The following is a 19,969-nucleotide window of genomic DNA, read 5'->3' on the forward strand; positions in this document are numbered from 1 at the left end:
TGCACTTGTCCTCCGCTCACCCGGATCACGGTCGGTCGAAGAGGATGACGAACAGACCGACCGTATCTCGACACCCTGAGCCCGACGTTCTCAACGGATGGGCCGGGCCGGGTGGACGGCGACGAGCCGGGCACAGCCGAGCGGACCGTCTGCACCGCGCGTGACGGTCCGCTCGACGCGCCACGGGCCCCGGCTGTACCTCCCCGGGACCCGTTCCGCCGGCCGGACCGTCGCCCGGTGCGGGGTCAGCGGGCCACCGGGGCGGGTCGCCAGGTGACGGCCGGCGCCAGGTCCGGTACGAAACCGTGGGTGCGCCGGGCCAGGTCGGCCGCGCCGTACCGGTGGCAGCCCCGGTGCCAGTTCAGGATGCCGGACATGTAGTTCTGCAGCTCCCCGACATAGCCGTCCATGACCGTTCGGGCCTCTTCCGGGAGTTCGAAGTCCGCGCAGAGAACGGGCAGTTCACGGGCGGCCACATGCTGGAACTGCTCCATGCGCCGGGTCATGAGGTCGCCCACGATCCGCAAAGCCGCCGGGTAGTCGCAGCCGAAGAAGTTCTGCACGACGAGGAGGGCGTTGTGGAACTCCCCCTCGTACTGGATCTCCTTCTGGTAGGAGAAGACGTCGTTGATCAGCATCGCGTAGTCGATGGCCGCGTTCTCCAGGGCGCGGACCGTGCCGCTGCGATAGACCTCCGGCGGGACCTCGGGGCCGTGGCCCATGCGGCACAGGTTCTTGGTGAGGTCGGCGCCGAAGGTGGCGCGGCGCATCTCCAGATAGTCGACGGGATCCGGGATACGGTGCTGGAGCTGGTTGGACAGCTCCCACAGCCAGCTCTCGGTCATGATGTCGACGGCCGTGCGCAGGGCGCGCTGCTGCTCCGGATCCATCCCCGCCGTGGTCCGCGTCCACAGGTCGAGCAGTCCGCGCTCCATGCCGTTGACCGGGGCGGGCGGTGCCTCGCCGTCGAGGGGCATGCACGACGACAGCCGCTCGGTGCACAGCCTGGCCCCGGCGAGGTCGCGCCGGTGGCCGAAGACGAGCGGGTAGTAGTCGTCGCCGTACGTACCCCAGGCCAGCCACTGGGAACTGAGGTCCAGCGCCTCGGGGGTGGCGTCCGGGTCCAGGCCCGCGGCGCACAGCGGCAGGTCGTAGGCCGTCAGCTTGTCCTCGTCCCAGACGCCCTCCTGGAGGATGCCCGTCCGGTGCATCCAGGGAGTGAGGCGGCTGCGGGCGCGGTCCAGATGGGGGCTGAGCTCCACCTCGTAGGGCATGTGGAAGTCGGGGATCAGCGAGGGCCCCACCTGTTGGAAGGGGACATGCGTGTACGCGCGCAGCCTCCCCCGCCGCCCGAAGGGCGTGGGAGCTGTCCCCGTGGCCCGCCCGTCGGTGAGCAGCCCGCGCACGTCGGCGGCGGAGAGACCGGGCCCGGACGGCCCGAAGAGCCGCTCCTCGGCGCGGGCGCCCTTGTTCATGTAGCGGCTGGACCGCATGTGCCACTCGTGGCCGCCGGACTGCCAGTCCTGAAGGCCTCGCGTGTAGGCGCCGATCGCGGCGACCTCGTCCGGTGTCAGACCCTTCTCCAGGGCGAGGGCGGGTACTTCGGTGAGCGCGGTGTGCTCGAACTGGTGCAGCCGCGAGGTGAGGATGTCGTTCACGGTGTCGGCCGCTTCCTGCGTACTGCAGCCGAAGAAGGTCTCCAGGACCAGTACGCCGTTGCTGAGTTCGCCCTCCTCCTCGACCTCGCGCTGGTAGGAGAACAGGTCGTTGCGCAGGTGGACGCCGTCCGAGAACGTCTCCATGAGCACCCGCAGCGGCCGTGAACCGGCCACGGACGCGGGTACTTCGGCGGTCGCGTACTCCACGAGTCCCGCGGACCAGGGTGCGCCGCCGACCTTGCGGCGCATCTCGATGTACTCGACGGGGTTGGCGATCCGGCCTTCGTCGATGTTGGACAGCTCCCACAGCGACTCGCGCAGCAGATGTTCGGTGGCGACCGCGAAGCGCCTGCGCCAGTCCAGGGACATGGACGGCACCGTGCGCGCCCACAGATCGGCGAGTCCCGCCTCGACGGGGTTCTCCGGCTCGGGAACGGGGGTTTGCAGGTCCATCGGCATGAACTGGGGCAGCCGGTCCAGGTGGGACTTGCCGCCCTCGCGGTCCTGGGTGCGTTTGAAGGCCTCCAGGAAGTGGTCGTCGAAGAAGAAGACCCACACGTACCAGTCGGTGACGAGTGAGAGGGCCGGGCCGTCGCAGTCGGGGTGGGTGTACGCGCACAGCAGCCCGTAGTCGTGCGCGTCGAGGTCGGACTGTTCCCAGATGCCGGAGCCCTCCAGCATGCCCATGGCGCGCGCCCAGTGCGTGGAGTGGGCCCGCGCCTCGTCGAGATGCGGGTTCAGCCGCGCGGGATACGGCATGTAGAAGCGGGGGAGTTCGAACGGCTGCGTCATGGCCGGGCCCTACCCGTGGCCCTGCCGCGACATCCGCCGGGCGGATCACGGCCACACCATCGCGTGAATCGGGGGCGCGGAGGCGGAACGGGCCCGATCCCGGCGCGCTCTGCCCGTCCACGTCCGCGGCCTGGCGCCGGTCCGGAGGCGTCCGCGCCGGAATCCGGGGCGCCCCGCACGCCCCCTTGCCGACACTCACGCCCCGAGCCACCGTGGTCGCATGACCTCTTTCGTGCTGCCTCACGAAGTGCACGGCGACGGCGCCCACAAGGTGTTCGCGGTGCACGGCTGGTTCGCCGACCGGGCCGCGTACGCGCCGGTACTGCCCGATCTGGACCGCGAGACCTTCACCTACGCGCTGGTGGACCTGCGCGGGTACGGGGCCGCGAAGGACGCCGCCGGCACGTACGGCACGGCCGAGGCCGCCACCGACCTCGTCGGCCTGGCCGACCGGCTGGGCTGGGAGCGGTTCTCGGTGATCGGGCACTCGATGGGCGGCGCGGTCGCCCAACGACTGCTGGCGCTCGCCCCGGAGCGGCTGCGCCGGATCGTCGGGGTCTCCCCCGTGCCCGCCTCCGGCATGCCGATGCCCGCCGAGCAGTGGGAACTGTTCGCGGACGCCGCGCACAGGCCCGGCAACCGGCGCGTCATCATCGACGTCACCACCGGCGGCCGGGCGCCTGCCGCCTGGCTCGACCGTATGGTCGCCCGCTCGCTCGCGCACAGCGACGCGAACGCGTTCCGGACCTGGCTCGACTCGTGGGCCGGGGAGGACTTCCACACCGCGGTCGCGGGTTCGACGGTTCCGGCGCTGGCCGTCGCGGGCGCCCTCGACCCCGCGCTGACGGCCGGGTTGCTGCGAGAGACCTGGCTGCGCTGGTATCCCAACGCCTCACTCCTGGAACTGCCCTCGGCCGGCCACTACGCGATGGACGAGGCGCCGCTCGACCTGCTCCGTGCCGTGGAGGACTTCCTGCGGGCGGACACGAGTACCGCGGCCCCCGCCAAAAAGCCGGACGCCGAAGAGAGCCTCCGCCCGTGAACGTCGGTGAGAGTGCGCCGCCCGTCCCCGACGTCTTCGACCCGCGCCAGTACGCCGACGGCGTCCCCCATGCCGCGTACCGCCTTCTGCGCGACCACCACCCGGTCGCCTGGCAGGACGAGCCCGAGGTGCTCGGCTGGCCGGCCGGGCCCGGATTCTGGGCGGTGACCCGGCACGCGGACGTCGTACGCGTGCTCAGGGACTCCGGGACGTTCTCCTCCTACGCCGGAGCCACCCAGATCCGCGACCCCCACCCCGACGACCTGCCGTTCATCCGGCGGATGATGCTCAATCAGGATCCTCCCGCACACGGCCGGCTGAGGCGGCTGGTCAGCCGCGCCTTCACCCCGCGCCGCATCGACCGCTTCACGGCGACGACCCGCACACGGGCCCGCACCCTGCTCGCGTCCGCCCTGGACCGGGCGCGCGGCGGCGACGGCACCTGCGATCTCGTCGCGGCCGTCACCGACGACTACGCCGTGGTCAATCTCGCCGACCTGCTCGGTGTCCCGGAGTCCGACCGCGGCCTGCTGCTGCACTGGACCCAACGTGTGATCGGCTACCAGGACCCGGACGAGGCGGGCGAGCCGCTCCTGGCCGCCGAGGGCAAGCCGGTCGATCCCCGGTCGCCCGCGGCCCTGAGCGACATGTTCGCCTATGCCCAGCAGCTCGCCGCGTACAAACGGGGCCACCCGGCGGACGACATCATGACCACGCTGGCCACCGATCCCGAACTGACCGGCCCCGAGCTGGAGATGTTCTTCTTCCTGCTGACGATCGCGGGCAACGACACGGTGCGCTCCGCGGCACCCGGCGGCATCCTCGCGCTGGCCGAGCATCCCGCGGCCTACGAGGAGTTGCGCGCCGGTTTCCACCGGCTTCCGGTCGCCGTCGACGAGTTGCTGCGCTGGCATCCGCCCGTGCTCACCTTCCGGCGGACCGCCGTCCGCGACACCGAACTGGCCGGGCGGCGCATCCGCGCGGGCGACAAGGTCGTCGTCTTCCACGCGTCCGCCAACCGGGACGAGCGCGTCTTCACCGCACCCGACCGGCTCGACCTGTCCCGGACGCCGAACCCGCACGTCTCCTTCGGCGACGGCCCGCACGTCTGTCTCGGCGCCCACTTCGCCCGGCTGCAGCTGGGCGTGCTCTACGAGGAGGCGCTGCGGGTCCTGCCCGCCCCCCGCCTGGCCGCGCCGCCCCGAAGGCTGGTCTCCAACTTCATCAACGGCATCAAGTCGCTTCCATTGGCGCTCACTTGACGCGCGAGGGCCCGACCTGGATCAGTGCGTGGACACCGCTGGTCCGCCAGTGCTGCTCCTCGGCGGCGACCAGGGCGGCCTCCGTGGCGGCGTCCAGTCCGACGATCACGTCGGACTTCAGGGTGCGCAGCGCGGCGACCGGCCCGGGGAAGTAGGCCGTCACCTCGGCGAACGACGTCGTCGGCGGGTACAGCCGGTCCCCCACCAGACGCCGGTAGTTGAGGTCTCCCTTGAAGATCGTCAGGTCCGCGGCGGTGAAGTCCGTGCGCAGGTCCTCCGGCATCTGCGCGTACGGCAGCGGGGCACACGAGAAGGGATGTGCCCGGACCTCGAGGCGGCCCTCGGCCATCGCCGTCCACAGGCGCTCTCCCGCGTCGGCCGCCGCTCCCTTCGCTCCGGTCAGCCGGCGTACCGCGTCCACGACGTCGGCCGTCGTGGCGTCGGAGATGTAGTAGGGATGGGGCTTCACATGCAACAGGGCCCGGCGCACCCGTCCGTGGTGGAGCAGATGGTCGAGGAGCAGCAGGTCCGGGATCAGCTCGCGGCCCGCGTTGTCGGCCACCAGGCAGACCGTGCCGGCGGGGAGGAGGGACCACAGCGCCTCGCTGTCGTCCGCGACGAGCCTGCTGTCCATCGCCGGGGCACCGGGAGCGGAGAGGCGGAAGCCGAGGTCCGCACGGTTGCCCCAGAGAGAGCCGTGCAGCAGCGCCCGTGCCTGCTCGTCGGGCGACTGCTCCATGAGCCGGTCGAGCGCCGCCAGTTCCTCGTCCGTCTCCGGCGAGTCGAGTTCGGCGAGCTTGAACGGGCGGAACGGGTCGATGCCCTGCCAGGCTCCCGGGCCGAAGTAGCCGACGGCTTGTAGGAGTTGGCGGTAGAAGTAGCTCTCGGACCACAGGAAGGGGACCTCGAACCAGGACCGGCCGAGGTACTCACGGGCTCCCCAGGCCGCCCAGCGCTCGTCGTCCTCCGTGCCGAGCGGTTCGATGACGCCCTCCGTGGCGCTGCTCAGCAGCCCGTCGAGCGCCCGTCGCTGCCCGGGTCCGTACGGGAAGGCCTCCTGCACCGCGCGGATGAGCGCGGGGTGCCGGGCGGCGAGCACACCGTGCGGGAAGGAGCCCGGCTCGTCGGCGAGGATCACGGGGGCGTCAGGCATGGTCTCGGTCTCCTCCAGGGCCGGTCAGGATCCCGCGGGGCACGTCCACGTCCGTGAACCGCTCCTCCAGCTGCTTCCCGTAGCCGGCCTCGGTCCACACGAACTTCTTGAACTGCTCCGGCGTCAGCAGACCCTGCCACGGAGAGCCGTCCGGGCAGAACACCGACGCGCACCCGGGGCAGTAGTACGCCGATCGCCACAGTGCGTCGGCGCGGGGCTCCCCCGCGGCCACGACGGCCCGTTCGCGGCCTTCGCCGCGGACCACGACGATCGTGCCGGCGAACAGCAGCACGGCGAGCAACGAGCCGCCGATCGTGAAGAGGGGTTTGCCGCTGCCGATGCCGTCGTAGGCGAGGACGACGCCGACACCGGCCATCAGCAAGCCCTCCGCGAAGTGCAGGAACCGGTCGAACCGCGAGGGCACGCCCGGCGTCCGGGCCAGCCGGTCGGCCAGCCCCTCACGCATGGCCGCGTGGTCGGCGCAGATCTCCGGTACGGTCCGCACCCCGGCCGATGCGCAGCCCGGACATATCGCCTCGACTGCCCCTGGGGCTCTCTCCGTTGCCATGGGCCTACGCTAACGGCCGCCCGGCCGCCGCCCTCGCCGGCCGCCCGCTTCCCTGGGGCTGTCCGGCCGGGAAACGGCCCTCGGCACGGGCCGGTTGCCCGCTGTGTCCCGCTCCGCGCGGGGAACGCGCGGGAAGCGGTCGCGGCTCTGAACGTGCGCCTCCCCGTCCCCGTACTCCCCTGTACGCACCCGCCGCACCCGATGTGCCTGGAGACACCGGATGACCGCACACCGCACAGCCGCCGTGGCCGCCGTCGCCGTGGCGGCGACCCTGCTGCCGGCGACCCCGGCCCTCGCCCATGGGGCGCCCACGCGTCCGGTCAGCCGGGTCTTCGCGTGCTCACCCGTGGGAGGCTTCCGTACGACCGCGGCATGCCTGGCGGCGATCAGGGCGAACGGCTCGCCGTTCACGGCCTGGGACAACCTCCGGGTGGCGGGCGTGAACGGCAGGGACCGGCAGACCGTCCCCGACGGCCTGCTGTGCAGCGGAGGGCTGCCCGCCTACCGGGGTCTGGACCTGGCACGCTCCGACTGGCCGTCGACCCGGCTCGCGCCCGGGGCCGTACTGACCATGGCGTACAGCTCGACGATCGCGCACACGGGCACGTTCAAGCTGTTCCTGACGAAGCAGGGGTACGACCCCACCAAGCCGCTGACCTGGTCCGACCTCCCGACGGCGCCGTTCGCCCAGGTGACCGACCCGCCGCTGACGAACGGCGCGTACCGGATCAGGGCGAAGCTCCCGGCGAACCGCTCCGGGCACCATGTGCTCTTCACGATCTGGCAGAACTCGAGCACGACGGACACGTACTACTCGTGCTCGGACGTGGTGTTCCCGGCGGCGTCCGGTACCTCCCGCGGGTCCGGGGCCACCCGGGATTCCGGCAGCGCGAAGACTTCGGGCACCCGGGCCGGTGCCAAAGCCTCGCCCACGCCCACCCCCACGCCGTCGCCGAGCCGGCCCGCGGTGAGCACCTCGTCCCGGCCGGGCGGACTGGCGACCTCCGTACCCGGCACACCGGCGGCGGCCACCGCGCCCCGCTCCGACGGCGGTCCGTCGCTGCCGCTGCTGGCGGGCGGCGCCGGGGCGATCGCGATGCTCGCCGGGGGCGCCGCCCTGGCACTGCGCCGCAGGCGGGGCTGACACGGCCGCCGCCGGACCCACCGGCAGCGGCCGTCGGCGCCGGTAGGTCAGTTGACGGACACCACCGGGCTGCCCGCCTGGTTGGTGTCGGTGACCGGGGCGTACTTCGCCGTGAAGTAGCCGTTGGCGAAGCACAGCGACGAGCCGGAGACCTTGGTGAACTGCTGGCTGGTGAAGGCGATGCCGTTGTCGGTGTTGCTCGCCGTGCCGGTCAGGCTCGGGGCCTGGTAGACGCAGGTGACGGTGCCGAGCAGGGTGCGCAGCTTGACCGTGGTCTGGATGGTGGAGCCGGCGGCCGGGGTGACGGTGACCGTGCCGTCGGAGCCGACCGTGGTGGTGTAGGGCAGGTGGTCGACGGTGATGCCGGTGACGCCCAGGACACCGATGACGTTGCTGGTGCAACTGCCGCTGTCGAAGCTGTGGCCGGTGAGCGACTCGGTGGCGGTGCCCGGGGCGGCCGGGTTGTCGGTGACGGTGGCGGTGAACGCGGACGAGGTGCAGGAGACCCCGCTGGTGCCGGTGGCGCTGGAGTAGAGCGTGGCCGTGGTGCCGGCGGCGAGCGACGCGTTGAGGACGTCGCCGACGGCGACGGCGGTGCCGCCTGCGGTGAGCACGGCGCCGTCCCCGGAGGCGGGGGAAGCCGCGGCCAGGGCGAGGGCAGCGGCGGCGACGGCGAGCAGGGATCGGGGCGTACGCATGAGGGTGCCTCTTCTCCGAAGTGGGGGGTTGCGGGGGGTGTGCCGCTGCGGGCCCGTGACGCCTTCTCCGTACGTGACGGGCGGGCAGCGGCAGCCGGGCCACCGGGAACGGTGCACGGGCAGGGGAGGCGACCGTGCCGGTGTCGCGGAGAGTGCTGGATCGCGGCCGGATGTGAAGGTTCCGTGCACCGCGCGTGCGGAGGCGTCACCAACGCCCCGGAAGGACGGGGGCCGGGAGAGTGACGTGTGCGGTGCGACGGATCCGGCGCCACGGATCCATGCGAGATCAGGGGAAGTTGTAGACCTGATGAGCCGTCAACGTCAATACGTGACAACGAAGTTGATGGGAAGAGATGCGGCGGGACAGGTCGGCGGCCACCCTGCCCGGGAGGCCGCCGGGACATCGGCGGCACAGGCGCAACACAACCAACACCCTTTTTCCACAGCTCTCTTGACCCCTCGATGTAACCGCCGGTAACTTCCCCGGTGGTAACTGCCGCGCCGCGAGCAAGCCCTTGCACACGCCGGGATGCCAGAGGAGGCGCGCACGGCAGCCGCTGTCCGCGCCAGGACAACACGCCAGCGAAGCCCTACTCGCATTGCCTATGCACAGGAGCAGACATGGCCTCGTCCTCGGACGCCACGGCGTCCCCCGGTCCCTCACCCGAGCACCAGGAAAGCGGTGCCACCGCCGCAGCATCGCCCGAAAGGCGCGGGCGGGTCCGCCTGCGCCGCGCCGCGGTGATGGCGGTGCCCGCCACCGCGATCGCCGCCGGTCTCGCGATCATGACCGCCCAGGGAGCGCTGGGGGTGCAGTTCGCGATCTCCGGTCTGCCCTTCACAGTCGCCGCCACGGACCTGCACGGCACCGGTTTCGAGCAGTTCGGCGCCCTGGACAACATGGCGGACGACAGTCCGAACGCCGGCGACACCGGCGGCCAGGTGCTGGTCGTCACCTCCGCGATCAAGGACGCCACACTGGTCAAGCTCTGCCAGAGCGTCGACCTCGGCGGCACGAACCTGAAGATCACCGCGGGCGGCGGCAAGGACAAGGTGACCGCCACCGATCTGACCACCGACTCGACCCTGCTCACCGGCGACGCCGACTTCAACCACATCGAGATCGGGAACGACGCGAGCACCCTGACCAAGGCCGGGGTGCAGGGCAACAAGGGCGTCTTCGGTCAGCAGGCGGACACGGTGCACATCGCCAACCTGCGGCAGACCAACTACGCCACCACCGCCGCGGTCTTCAGGCTGCCCGGCCTGAACCTCAGCTTCAGCGACACGGGCTGCTGATGGCGGGCCGGGCGAGGGCCGCCTTCCGGCGCCGGCGGGCGGACCGCCCCTTCTGGGGCGGGCTGCTGCTGACACTGGGCGGAACGGAGATCCTCCTCACGGAGAAGGCGTCGCTGAAGGTGATCACGCACATCGGCATGCAGGGCCTGGCCGGGTATCTGCTGCCGACGGTGATGCTGCTGTGCGGGCTGCTGCTGCTCTTCAGCCCGGCCCAGCGCGTGTTCTACTCGGTCCTCGGCGTCCTGGTGTCCCTGGGCAGCTGGATCACGTCCAACCTGGGCGGCTTCCTGATCGGCCTGCTGCTGGGCGTGACGGGAAGCTGCCTGGCCTTCGGCTGGCTGCCCGACCAGGAGCCGCGCCGGGGCGTCCTGCGCCGCCGTCGCGATCGGTCCCCCACGGCCGACACGGCCGCCTCCTGACCCCCTCGACCCCTCGGCGGGCGGGCCGGTCGCCCCGACCCCCACATCTGCACGGGGCCCCCTGCCGGGTCCCGTCCGCCGAGGCCGTACGCCGGGGAACCGGGCGGTCTCATCCCGTGAGCGAGCCCAACCCTGTGAGCGCGCTCCTATACGACCTGTGCGGCATCTCGTTGAATGGCGGTTCGCCCGTATGCCGGCCGACCGGAGGAGACGCACCGTGGGTGAGCACGTTCACGTCCGTATCAGGGACGGCATCGGGGTCAGCGAGGACGGGCACTTGATCGAGAAGTCCCGCTGTCGTTGTGGGGCCACCTGGACCAGGGCGTACCGGCTGGGCGAAGGCGCCCCCGACCAGGACTCCTGAGACCCCCGGACGCCGCCACAGAGGGCCCGCGGCCTCAGGGCTGCCGCTTGGCGGTCACGGTGAAGCGCGCGCCGTCCGGGTCGGCGAGCACCGCGTCCTCGGCGCCCTCCTCCCACTGCAGGACGCAGCCGCCCTGGGCCCGCGCGGCCCGCGCACAGGCCTCGACGTCGCCCACCACGAAGTGGACCTGCCAGTGCGGGCGGATCGTGGGGTCGGGCGCGGCCTCCACCGCTCCCGAGTGGATCCGTGCCACCACCGTTCCACCGCTGCGCAGGACCACCTCGTCGCCGTCGTACTGCACCTCGCAGCAGCCCTGACGTGCGGAGGCCCAGTCGAGGACCTCCCCGTAGAAGATCGCGGAGTCGAAGGCGTTCCGCGTGTGCAGCCGTATGAAGGTGGGGGCGGCCTCGCGCCACTCCTCCCAGCCCGTGACGAGCGGGCCCTCCCAGACGCCGAAGACCGCTCCGTCGCGATCCGCCAGCAGGGCGGCCCGGCCGGGCGGAAAGGAGAGCGGGCCGACGGCCGTCGTACCGCCGCGCTCACGGCAGCGGCTCGCCGCCTCGTCGGCGCTGGGGACGGCGAAGTACGGGGTCCAGGCGACGGCCATCTGCCACATCGAGGCCACGGCGGCGATCCCGGCGACGGGCACCCCGTCCGCCAACGCCACCCGGATTCGCTCGTCCATGCTGTTCGGCCGCCATTCCCAGCCGAACACGGCCCGGTAGAAGTTCTCCGCGACGTCGAGGTCGCGCGTGGTCAGACTGACCCAGCACGGTGCACCGAACACCGAGTCACTGGGGACTCCTCCTTTGCCCCGTGCCTCGTTCTTGACCATGACCACTCCGCCCGGTTCCCTGGGGGAGATGCCAGGCACCTCCCCCATCGTTCGCTCAGGGTCTCCGGGTACCCCGATAGCGCCCTAGCAAGGATGCGTCACCGAGCGGCGGGCGTCATCCGGAGAGGGACCGGCCGGGGTGTGTCGGGGCCGGAAGCGCCTCGGGCACCGGCCCCAGGACCAGTGCGGAGTGCTGCCGGCCAGGCGGCAGGCGAGGAAGTACAGCGGGATCGACGGCGTGTACGGAGAGTCACCGTCGGGTGGGTGGATCAGCAGCGGCCGGTCGGCACGGGGGCCGCTCCAGGAGGGGTCGGCCCGGTGTGGCTGCGGCTGCGGCGCCGGGGCGCCTCGGCCCAGGCGGGCGTCGACCGCACAGCCCGACATCGGCGGCCAGGTGACGCCGATGTCGGAGCCCGCGGGGAAGATCCACCACGACTGGAGGTCGTCGCCGAACGCACAGCCGACACGGGGCAGGCACTTCATGATCCGTTCGCCGTGGTCCCTCGGAGTGCCCACGGCGTCGTATCCGAGAGCGGCGGTCAGCGCCGGGGGCAGGGCCAGGCGGGCGGCGGGTGGGCGGGCAGCGGTTCGGCAGAGGCGTGCGGCCGTTCCATGGGCCTTGTTACTCGTCCGCCGCCGGAGCGCGGTCGGCCGGGTGGGGGGCGGGCCTGAGGTGCGGGACGGCTGGTGGGACGGTCCCGAGGGCTTCACCGGGCTGGGGCTCAGCTCGGCCCAGACGACGCGACCGGAGCCGATCAGGGCGTCCCGTGCTCCCCAGTCGCTGCTCAGCGCGTCGACCAGGACGAGGCCGCGGCCGCTCTGGTCGTCGGGGTGCGGGCTGCGGAGCGCGGGCAGGGTCCCGCCGCGGTTCTCGTCCTGGACCTCGATGTGCAGCCGGTGGCCGTCGGTGCGCAGCCGGCGCACGATGCTTTCGCCGGCGCCGTGCATGACGGCGTTGGTGACGAGCCCCGAGGTCACCAAGACAGCGTTGTCAACGGTTCCGTGGCCGGTGCCCCACCGGGCGAGCAGGGCCCGGACATTGCTCCGGGCCACCCCCACCGCCGCCGGGACGGCCAGGACGGCGAAGACATCGGACCGACGGGGTGAGGCGCCCCCGGAGAGGCGGTCCAAGGACTGGGGGAGGGAGGGCGGAGCCATCGCCGTTCGCCTTTCGTCTGCCGGGGCACCCTGCCGGCGCCCACCGCCGGACGCCGTGCCGCGCCCCGTGCATCTCACTCCACCGCACAGGGACCGCAGCCCCGTCCCCCCAACCGGGCTGCTCGACATCTTGGTTCACCGGCCGCCGACGCCATCAACACTGTGGCACCCGCCAACAACGGCTCGTAACTGGCGAGTTGAGAATTGCGGGGCGCCCGCGCTGCCGGACATCGTGTATCTCGACGAGGCCCACGAGTTCTTCGACGGACTGGAGTTGGCCGCGCCCGGCGTGGTCCAGGTGCACAAGTGGCACCCGGACGGGACCGGGGAGCAGGACATCCGGGACGAGGACATCGCGATGTACGGGGCGGTTGCCCGCAAGCCCTGACCGGAACGTCGCGCGGGGGCACCGCCGGCTGCCGAGTGCGGGTCGCACGGCTGATCGCCCCCCCCTGCGGCGGAGGCCGCACGATGCCACGGGCCGTGTCCCCGCCGGGGGCGCGGCCCGTCGCCGTCTACAACGCCGCCAGCATCGGCAGCAGTTCCGCCGCCGCCGTCACGTCCCCCGTCAGCGGGCGATCCTTCGTCGCCTCCGGGAGCGCCGCGGCCGCCACGGTGAAGGCCGGGACGGGCGGCGGGGCGGGATGCAGGCGCAACGCCCGTACGGCCACGACCAGTTCGCAGGCGAGGACGGTGCGGTACGCGTCCACCGCGCGCAGCGACTGGCGTGCGGCCTGAGAGGCGAAGCTGGCCGCCTCCTCCAGTCCCTGGGACAGGACCGTGTGCCCGGCCGACGCCGGTGCGGCACAGGAACGCAGCTCGGCGAGCGCGGAGTTGGCCGTGTACTCCAGGATCATCGTGCCCGAGCTGCCCGTGGGTCCCGAGGCGAGGTACGCGGGCAGTCCGGTCAGGTCCGCCCTGCCGAGCGCGGTCAGCCGCGCCGCGGACAGCTGGGCGGTCCCCAGCAGGGCCAGGCATGCCCCGTCCAGGGCGAGGCCGAGCGGTGCCGCGAAGAAACCGCCGTGGTGGTGGGCCGTGCCGTCCTCACCGATCAGCGGGTTCTCCGAAGGGCAGTTGACCTCCACCTCGACGATCCGCCGCAGCGCGTCGGCGGCCTCCAGCGCGGGCCCGTGCACCTGCGGGAAGGCCCGGAAGCCGTACGGGTCCTGGATCCGCCCCACAGCCGGCGGCGGCCGGTCGGGGGCGGCCAGCAGGCGCCGTACCTCCGCCGCGGCGCGGGCCGCTCCGGGGTACGGGCGTACAGCGTGCACGGGGGCCGCGTAGGCCTCCAGGGACCCGGACACGGCGGCCAGCGACAGGGCCGCCACCGCGTGCGTGGCGTCCAGCAGCACCGTCAGGTCGTGGCAGGCCAGCGCGGACTGCCCGAGCACGAGGGCGTTGCTGCTGAGCAGGGCGAGGGCGTCACCGGGACTCAGGGCCACGGGCGCGGGCAGACCCGACTGCGGGTCGCCGAGCCAGAGGTGCTCGCCGATCAGGGTGAGACCGGTCTGGGCCAGCGCGGTCAGATCGCCGGTGCCGACGCCGCCGTACTCGTTGACGGCGGGGCGGACGCCGAGCCGCAAGGCGTCGGTGAGCGCGGTGACGAAGGCGGGCTGGATGCCGGAGCCGCCCGCCAGCAGCTGGTTGGCGCGCACGGCGAGCATCGCCCGGATCTCGCGAGCCGGGAGCAGGGCGCCCGCTCCTCCCGCGTGGCTGCGCAGCAGCCGCAGCCCGTGCCCCGACTCCTCCTCGGCATCGACCCGCACCGAGCGGTGGGCACCGACGCCGGTGCCGCGGCCGTACAACTGGCCCGCCGCAGCGAGCTGCTGGGCCGTGTGCCATGAGCGCCGGGCGCGCTCCATGGCCGGTGCGGGCACGGCGGGGACGGCCGCGCCCCCGGCCAGGCGGACCACCCCGCCGACGTCGAGGGCGGTGCCGTCGAGGACGACGCGGGCGCCCGTGGGCTCGGGCACCCGCGCCGCTCCGTCCGCGGTGTCCACGGGCGAGTGCGTCAGCTCAGGCCGGCCGACTTCAGCCAGGCCTTGGCGACGTCCAGCGGGTCCTTGTTGCCGAGCTGCACCTGGGTGTCCAGGTCCAGCAGCGCCGCCGTGTCCAGCTTGGCCGACACGGCGTTGAGCGCGTCGACGCCCTGCTGGGACAGCCCCGACTTGTAGACGAGGGGCTGCACGTTCTCGAACCCGAAGAGGTTCTTCGGGTCCTGGAGAACCACGAACTTCTCCTTGGAGATGGTCGGGTCCGTGGTGAAGATGTCCGCGGCCTGCACGGTGTTCTTCTTCAGCGCCGCCTGGGTCAGCGGGCCGCCCGCGTCCAGCGCCTTGAAGGACTTGAACTCCAGGCCGTAGACCGACTTCAGGCCCGCCAGTCCCTGCTGCCGCGTCTGGAACTCCGGGGACGCGCCGATGACCAGGTCCTTGGCGGCGTTCTTGAGGTCCGCGATGCCGGACTGCTCGGTGAGGCCGTACTTCTTGGCGGTGTCCGCGTTGAGGGTGACGGAGTCCTTGTCCTGCGCGGGCGCCGGCTCCAGCAGCGTCAGCTTGGAGTCCAGCTTGGCGTTGATCGCGGCCGTGGTGGCGGCGATCGTCTTCGGGGCGGCGTCCTTGTCGAGGTAGGCCAGCAGCGCGCCGTTGTACTCCGGCAGGACCGTGATGGAGCCGTTCTTCAGCAGGCCGTAAGTGGTCTCGCGGCTGCCGATGTTGGGCTTGTAGGTGACCTTCAGGCCCTTGGCCTTCAGGGCCTCGCCGTAGATGTCGGCGATCAGGATGCTCTCGGCGAAGTTGTTGGAACCCACGACGACGGTGTTGCCGTCGGACTTGCCGCCCGAGAGCGGGTCGGACTTGTTGTCGGACGACGAGGAACACCCCGCGAGCAGTACTGCCGTGGCGGCGAGGGCGACGGCGGCCGTGCCGGGGAGTCTCCTGCTGGACGTGCTGGTGTTCGCTGTAAAAGTCACGATTCCCGTTCCGGGCCGAAGGGGTGGAGGCAAGGCGTGGCGCTGCTGTGCGGGGGTGCGGGCGCCGCACTCCACTGATCCAATCCAGCTCGTTCTCGGTCAGTCAAGAGCATTCTGGTCACCGATTGGCCTCGATGCCCGGACGATCGTGAACGTCCGATTATGAAGGAGCAACGACCGAACCGGGGCGGAACCACGCGCTCTTCGTAATGGATTCTTGACGTAGGGCGACCGGAACCGGGGCCTCAAGAGACGGTAGTCTCACGGAAGTTCGCGCGGGGGCTGCAATGTGCACTGACAACGGTGTCCGGGCCGCCTTGTACCGTTCTGTGCCGACCCGGTCGGTTCCGTTGGCGACCCCGGTCGATCCATTGCGGTCACATTGAATCTACACGCGCCCCAAGACGCCTTCAAAGGAGGCTTGGTGTCCACGAACGAGGTGGACGCGCCGGCCCGGCCGGCGCCGTCCCCGCCGGGTGGTGGCCTACGCGGCTTCGCCGTCCGATGGCCGTTCAGGCGCAAGCTCAACATCCTCTTCGGTGTACCGCTCGCCGTGGTGGCCGTGCTGCTGGTCTACCTCATCAGCGGCCTGATACAGCAGTCGGTCAGCGCCGGGTCCGCGGCTCGGCTGGTACGCGACAGCACCCAGGTCGCCCAGCTCGTCGACCGGTTGGAGGCCGAGCACCAGCAGGCCATCCTGCTCTCGGTGCGCTACGAGGCGGCCGCCGGCGGCACCAAGCCCTCACTGTCGGCCTATCGCGCCGCCCAGCAGGCCGTGGACGCCCAAGTGGACGAGGTGCGGGCCGCCTTCGGAGACCGGCTGCCGGAGACGGAGAACCAGGTCCTCAAAGAGATCGACGGACTGTCCAGCCTGCGCGAGACCGTCGAGCAGGGATACCTGCCCGCCGACAACATCGACCCGGCCTACACCAACGCCTCCGAAGGACTGATCGACGGTCTCGGGCTGGACCGGAACGAGGATCTCGCGGCCACCTTCACCGGCAACCTGCTCGACTCGCTGCTGCGCGCCGACGCCGCGCACGGCGCCTTCGAGACCGGTGTCTTCTCGGCGACGACCGGTGACACCAACGCCCTCATCGAGTACGCGGGTGCGGTCGGCTCCTACGAGCTGTACACCTACCAGGCGGACCGCTTCGGCCGGTTCGCCACCGATGAGCAGGCGGACCTCCTCTCCGGGATGGAGCACAGCACCGCCCAGCGGGACATCGCCGAGGCGTACGCCGAGCTCCAGATCGACCCCAGCGCGCTGCAGGCGGCCACCCTGGCGGAGGTCCGCGCGAAGTCCACGGCGGCCCTGAGCGGTTACTCCGCCTACCCCCGGCAGGCCGCCAGTCGACTGGAGATCACCGCTTCGCTGATCGACCAGGTCGCCGACCGGGCCGACGCCGCGTCCAGCACCGCAAAGTGGCGAGCCGGACTGCTGCTGAGCCTCGCGCTCGTGGGCTTCGCCGTCTGGATCGCCTTCTCCGGGGCGGTGCGCCGCTCCGTGGTCCGCCCCGTCCAGGCCCTCACCGGCGCCGCCCAGCAGGTCGCCGAGGTCGCCGGCCGCGAACTGGCCCGGGTGGCCGACGAGGACGCCGAGGACGACGGCCCGCCACGGCTGCGCGAGATGCCCGTCACCGCACGCGACGAGATCGGCGATCTGGCCGAGGCCTTCAACCGTGTGCAGACCACCGCGGCCGCGCTGCTGGAGCGCCAGGTGCTCAGCCGGCGCAACGTCGCCGAGATGTTCGGCAACGTGGGGCGCAGGGTGAGTAACCTGACCACGCGTCAGCTGGTGCTGATCGACGCGGTGGAGCGGGGCGAGACGGACCCCGCGCTCCTCGAACGCCTCTACTCCATCGACCACATTGCCGTGCGGCTGCGGCGCAACGCGGACAGCCTGATGCTGCTCGCCGGCATCCGCGAGACGGTCCTGGACTCCGGTCCCACCGCGCTCACCAACGTCGTACGGGCCGCGCTCGGCCAGATCGAGGGCTTCCAGCGGGTGCGGCTGCACGCCGAGACCGATGTCATGGTGGAACCCGACATCATCGGCGACCTGACGCTGATGGTCGCCGAACTCCTGGAGAACGCCGTCTCGTTCTCACCCGCCGGCAGCCCCGTCGAGGTGACGGTGCGCACCCGTGCCGAAGGTGCGGTGATCGAGGTCGCCGACCACGGCCTCGGGATGAGCGCCGAGCGGCTCGCCGAGGAGAACGCCCGGCTGGTCCGCCGTGAGCGCCTGGACGTCGTACCGACGAAGGTGCTCGGCCTGTTCGTGGTGGGGACGCTGGCGCGCCGCTGGGAGGTCCGGGTCGTACTGTCCCGCACACCCGGCGGTGGGGTCACGGCCACCGTGGAGATCCCCTCGATGTTGCTGCTGACGATGAGCCCGGTGGACGCGCCGGAGCCCGCGGCCACGGCGTCGGCCACGGCCGGGCCGGAGCCCGCGGCTGCCGTGTCCGGCCCGGTGCCGTCGGCCGTCGTCGCCCCGGCGGCCGTGCCCGCCGAGCAGGCTCCCGACGGCGCCGAGGAGCGGCCCGATGCCCTGCCCCGGCGGCTCCCCCGCCACCAGCAGCACGAGGTGGGCGGGGAGGCGGCCGGAGACGGCCACGAGCGTGCGGACCGTACGGAGTCCCGCCTGCCCGACGGCACCGGCGCCCTGGACCATTCGGCTCCTCATGACCGTGCCGAGGAGCTCCCGCTCGTCCCCCGCCCCCGCGCGGAGGGCACCGCACCGGCTCCCGCGGCCCGCACCCCCGAATCGGCGCACGCCGTGGCCGAGGACGCACCCGGCACCCCGAGGCCGCTGCGCCGCCGCGTCCGGGGCGCGACGCTGCCGACCACCACCTCCGACACCGGCCGGCAGGCGGCGTCACGGGCTCTCCGGCCCGCCGACGCCGACGAAGTCCGCTCCGCGCTCGAGGAGTTCGAGGCCGCGGTGGAGCGCGCCAACCGCGACGCCGCCACCCGCACCACCCCCCACCGCACGCACGACCAGAACCACCTCCAGGAAGGAGCGGAGCAGTGAGCACGTCGACAGGTGACACTCCGGCAGGAGGCACCACGCCGGCCGACCTGCAAGCCGCAGCAGCCGACTTCACCTGGCTGCTCAACCGGTTCGCGACCGAGACCGCGGGCGTCGTCGACGCCATCGCCGTCTCCTCCGACGGTCTGCTCATCGCGGTCTCCGAACTGCGCGAGCACGCCGACTCGGAGCGGCTCGCCGCGATCGTCTCCGGCATCACCAGCCTGGCCGCCGGCGCCTCCGGCAACTACGGCCTCGGTGGCCTCAACAAGGTCATCATCGACCTGGAGGGCGGTCACGTCCTGGTCTCCGCGATCGGCAGCGGCGCCGTGCTCGGCGTGGTCACCGACAAGGAGGCCAAGCTGGGCAACATCGCCTACGAGATGACCCTGTTCGCCAACCGGGCGGGTGCCGCGCTCAGCCCCCAGCTGGTGCTGGAGCTGAAGAACAGCGTCGGCGCCGCCTCGACGGGGTGACCGGTCCCGACCCGGCCGAGGAAGGAAGTCGCACCCATGGCGGACGGCCGCACTTCGCGCGGCACCGACGAGGAGGGCCGCACGCCGGTGGAACCGTTCGGTCGCGTCGCCGCCGTACGGCCGTTCCTGGTCACCGCCGGCCGGGTGGCGCCCACCGCGTCCGGCCGGCCGGTCCCCGTCGAGACCCAGGTGGTGGCCACCACGGAGGGTCTCGAAGCGCTCGACCGGCTCTCGTTCGAGCAGCACGACATCGTCGCCGCCTGCAGGCAGCCGCAGTCCATCGCGGAGATCGCGGCCCGGCTGCGGCTGCATCTGAACGTGGTCCGGGTCCTCGCCGAGGACCTGCGCGCCGCCGGGCAGCTGACGGTGTATGTGCCGCACACCGACGTCACGCACGACGCGTCCGTCCTGCGAAGGGTTATCGATGGCCTCCGGGCCATCCCCGACTCCCGGGGGGTACTCCGTGACACCGACTGAACCGGTCACCGGCGGCGCGGCAGCGCAGACGGCCGTACGTCCCCCGCTGCCGGTCAAGCTGGTGATCGCGGGCGGCTTCGGGGTGGGCAAGACCACCGCCGTCGGTTCGATCTCCGAGATCGAACCGCTGACCACCGAGGCGGCCATCACCGAGGTCGCGGCGGGCGTGGACGACCTCACGCACACCCCGCGCAAGACCACGACCACGGTCGCGATGGACTTCGGCTGCATCACCATCGACCCGACCCTGAAGCTGTACCTGTTCGGCACCCCCGGGCAGGACCGGTTCGGCTTCATGTGGGACGACATCGTGGAGGGCGCGGTCGGCGGGCTCGTCATCGTCGACACACGGCGCCTCGACGACTGCTACGCGGCCGTGGACTACTTCGAGCACAAGGACATCCCGTTCGCGGTCGCCCTCAACGCCTTCGACGGCAGGGTGGAGTACGACGTGAACGAGGTGCGCTGGGCGCTGGACGTCTCCGAGCACGTCCCGGTCATCGTCTTCGACGCCCGGGAGCGCGGCTCGGTGCGCGACGCGCTGCTCGTGGTGCTGGAGCAGGCGCTGGCCCGCAGCGAGGGATGACACGGCGCGCGGGGCCCGGGAATCGTGGATTCCCGG

General features: G+C 72.1%; 18 protein-coding genes and 1 pseudogene. 11 read left to right on the top strand and 8 right to left on the bottom strand.

What is annotated here, in order from left to right:
* Positions 1-245 precede the first annotated feature (245 nt).
* Complete coding sequence (cyc2, locus tag ABZ904_RS02610; RefSeq protein WP_361820726.1) at positions 246-2,450, bottom strand: germacradienol/geosmin synthase Cyc2; 2,205 nt, start codon at positions 2,448-2,450, stop codon at positions 246-248.
* A 220-nt stretch (positions 2,451-2,670) separates the two neighbouring features.
* Between cyc2 and ABZ904_RS02615 the strand changes: the two genes are divergently transcribed.
* Positions 2,671-3,492, top strand: coding sequence for an alpha/beta hydrolase (locus tag ABZ904_RS02615; protein WP_359394382.1), 822 nt, complete (start codon positions 2,671-2,673; stop codon positions 3,490-3,492).
* Complete coding sequence (locus ABZ904_RS02620; RefSeq protein WP_361820729.1) at positions 3,489-4,754, top strand: cytochrome P450; 1,266 nt, start codon at positions 3,489-3,491, stop codon at positions 4,752-4,754. The genes ABZ904_RS02615 and ABZ904_RS02620 overlap by 4 nt, the downstream gene beginning before the upstream one ends.
* Here ABZ904_RS02620 and ABZ904_RS02625 read toward each other — a convergent pair.
* Both ABZ904_RS02625 and ABZ904_RS02630 read right to left on the bottom strand, forming a co-directional pair.
* Complete coding sequence (locus ABZ904_RS02625; RefSeq protein WP_359394378.1) at positions 4,747-5,907, bottom strand: damage-control phosphatase ARMT1 family protein; 1,161 nt, start codon at positions 5,905-5,907, stop codon at positions 4,747-4,749. The two genes, ABZ904_RS02620 and ABZ904_RS02625, sit on opposite strands and share 8 nt — an antisense overlap.
* The gene (locus ABZ904_RS02630) at positions 5,900-6,475 is read right to left on the bottom strand and encodes a hypothetical protein (RefSeq protein WP_361820732.1); all 576 of its coding nucleotides are present in this window, start codon (positions 6,473-6,475) and stop codon (positions 5,900-5,902) included. The genes ABZ904_RS02625 and ABZ904_RS02630 overlap by 8 nt, the downstream gene beginning before the upstream one ends.
* 220 nt (positions 6,476-6,695) lie before the next feature.
* On the opposite strand from ABZ904_RS02630, the gene ABZ904_RS02635 reads away from it, so the two are divergent.
* Entirely contained in the window at positions 6,696-7,619 is a 924-nt protein-coding gene (locus ABZ904_RS02635; RefSeq protein WP_361820734.1) for a lytic polysaccharide monooxygenase, read from the top strand.
* Between the two features lie 47 nt (positions 7,620-7,666).
* On the opposite strand, the gene ABZ904_RS02640 is transcribed toward ABZ904_RS02635, so the two are convergent.
* Entirely contained in the window at positions 7,667-8,317 is a 651-nt protein-coding gene (locus ABZ904_RS02640) for a Tat pathway signal sequence domain protein (RefSeq protein ID WP_361820737.1), read from the bottom strand.
* A gap of 621 nt (positions 8,318-8,938) precedes the next feature.
* Between ABZ904_RS02640 and ABZ904_RS02645 the strand changes: the two genes are divergently transcribed.
* From ABZ904_RS02645 to ABZ904_RS02655, 3 genes are all read left to right on the top strand, one after another.
* Entirely contained in the window at positions 8,939-9,616 is a 678-nt protein-coding gene (locus ABZ904_RS02645) for a DUF6230 family protein (RefSeq protein WP_359394369.1), read from the top strand.
* Positions 9,616-10,035, top strand: coding sequence for a DUF6114 domain-containing protein (locus ABZ904_RS02650; RefSeq protein WP_359394367.1), 420 nt, complete (start codon positions 9,616-9,618; stop codon positions 10,033-10,035). The genes ABZ904_RS02645 and ABZ904_RS02650 overlap by 1 nt, the downstream gene beginning before the upstream one ends.
* Before the next feature lie 217 nt (positions 10,036-10,252).
* Entirely contained in the window at positions 10,253-10,399 is a 147-nt protein-coding gene (locus ABZ904_RS02655; RefSeq protein WP_359394365.1) for a hypothetical protein, read from the top strand.
* A gap of 34 nt (positions 10,400-10,433) precedes the next feature.
* On the opposite strand, the gene ABZ904_RS02660 is transcribed toward ABZ904_RS02655, so the two are convergent.
* The gene (locus tag ABZ904_RS02660; RefSeq protein WP_359394429.1) at positions 10,434-11,234 is read right to left on the bottom strand and encodes a VOC family protein; all 801 of its coding nucleotides are present in this window, start codon (positions 11,232-11,234) and stop codon (positions 10,434-10,436) included.
* Positions 11,235-11,318: 84 nt separating this feature from the next.
* Positions 11,319-12,392 (bottom strand): ATP-binding protein, encoded by a 1,074-nt coding sequence (locus ABZ904_RS02665; RefSeq protein WP_360989936.1) that lies wholly within the window; start codon positions 12,390-12,392, stop codon positions 11,319-11,321.
* 238 nt (positions 12,393-12,630) lie between these two features.
* On the opposite strand from ABZ904_RS02665, the pseudogene ABZ904_RS02670 reads away from it, so the two are divergent.
* Positions 12,631-12,780 (top strand): annotated as a pseudogene (locus tag ABZ904_RS02670) (SAM-dependent methyltransferase); the annotation flags it as partial.
* Positions 12,781-12,907: 127 nt separating this feature from the next.
* On the opposite strand, the gene ABZ904_RS02675 reads toward ABZ904_RS02670, so the two are convergent.
* Together ABZ904_RS02675 and ABZ904_RS02680 are read right to left on the bottom strand one after the other, a co-directional pair.
* Positions 12,908-14,392 carry an aromatic amino acid lyase gene (locus tag ABZ904_RS02675; protein WP_360989933.1) on the bottom strand — a complete coding sequence of 495 codons (1,485 nt, stop codon included), beginning with the start codon at positions 14,390-14,392 and terminating at the stop codon, positions 12,908-12,910.
* Positions 14,393-14,403: 11 nt separating this feature from the next.
* Complete coding sequence (locus ABZ904_RS02680) at positions 14,404-15,363, bottom strand: ABC transporter substrate-binding protein (protein ID WP_360989930.1); 960 nt, start codon at positions 15,361-15,363, stop codon at positions 14,404-14,406.
* A gap of 424 nt (positions 15,364-15,787) precedes the next feature.
* On the opposite strand from ABZ904_RS02680, the gene ABZ904_RS02685 reads away from it, so the two are divergent.
* From ABZ904_RS02685 to ABZ904_RS02700, 4 genes are read left to right on the top strand one after another with little or no spacing between them, the layout of a single operon-like run.
* Positions 15,788-18,397 carry an ATP-binding protein gene (locus ABZ904_RS02685; RefSeq protein WP_360989927.1) on the top strand — a complete coding sequence of 870 codons (2,610 nt, stop codon included), beginning with the start codon at positions 15,788-15,790 and terminating at the stop codon, positions 18,395-18,397.
* Positions 18,394-18,870 (top strand): roadblock/LC7 domain-containing protein, encoded by a 477-nt coding sequence (locus ABZ904_RS02690; RefSeq protein ID WP_359394351.1) that lies wholly within the window; start codon positions 18,394-18,396, stop codon positions 18,868-18,870. The genes ABZ904_RS02685 and ABZ904_RS02690 overlap by 4 nt, the downstream gene beginning before the upstream one ends.
* A 36-nt stretch (positions 18,871-18,906) precedes the next feature.
* Positions 18,907-19,347, top strand: a complete 441-nt coding sequence (locus ABZ904_RS02695; RefSeq protein ID WP_359394349.1) for a DUF742 domain-containing protein — start codon at positions 18,907-18,909, stop codon at positions 19,345-19,347.
* On the top strand, positions 19,334-19,933 hold the full coding sequence (locus ABZ904_RS02700; RefSeq protein WP_359394347.1) for an ATP/GTP-binding protein: 600 nt from the start codon (positions 19,334-19,336) through the stop codon (positions 19,931-19,933). The genes ABZ904_RS02695 and ABZ904_RS02700 overlap by 14 nt, the downstream gene beginning before the upstream one ends.
* Positions 19,934-19,969: the final 36 nt, after the last annotated feature.

This window comes from Streptomyces sp. NPDC046900, assembly GCF_040644975.1.
Lineage (GTDB): Bacteria > Actinomycetota > Actinomycetes > Streptomycetales > Streptomycetaceae > Streptomyces.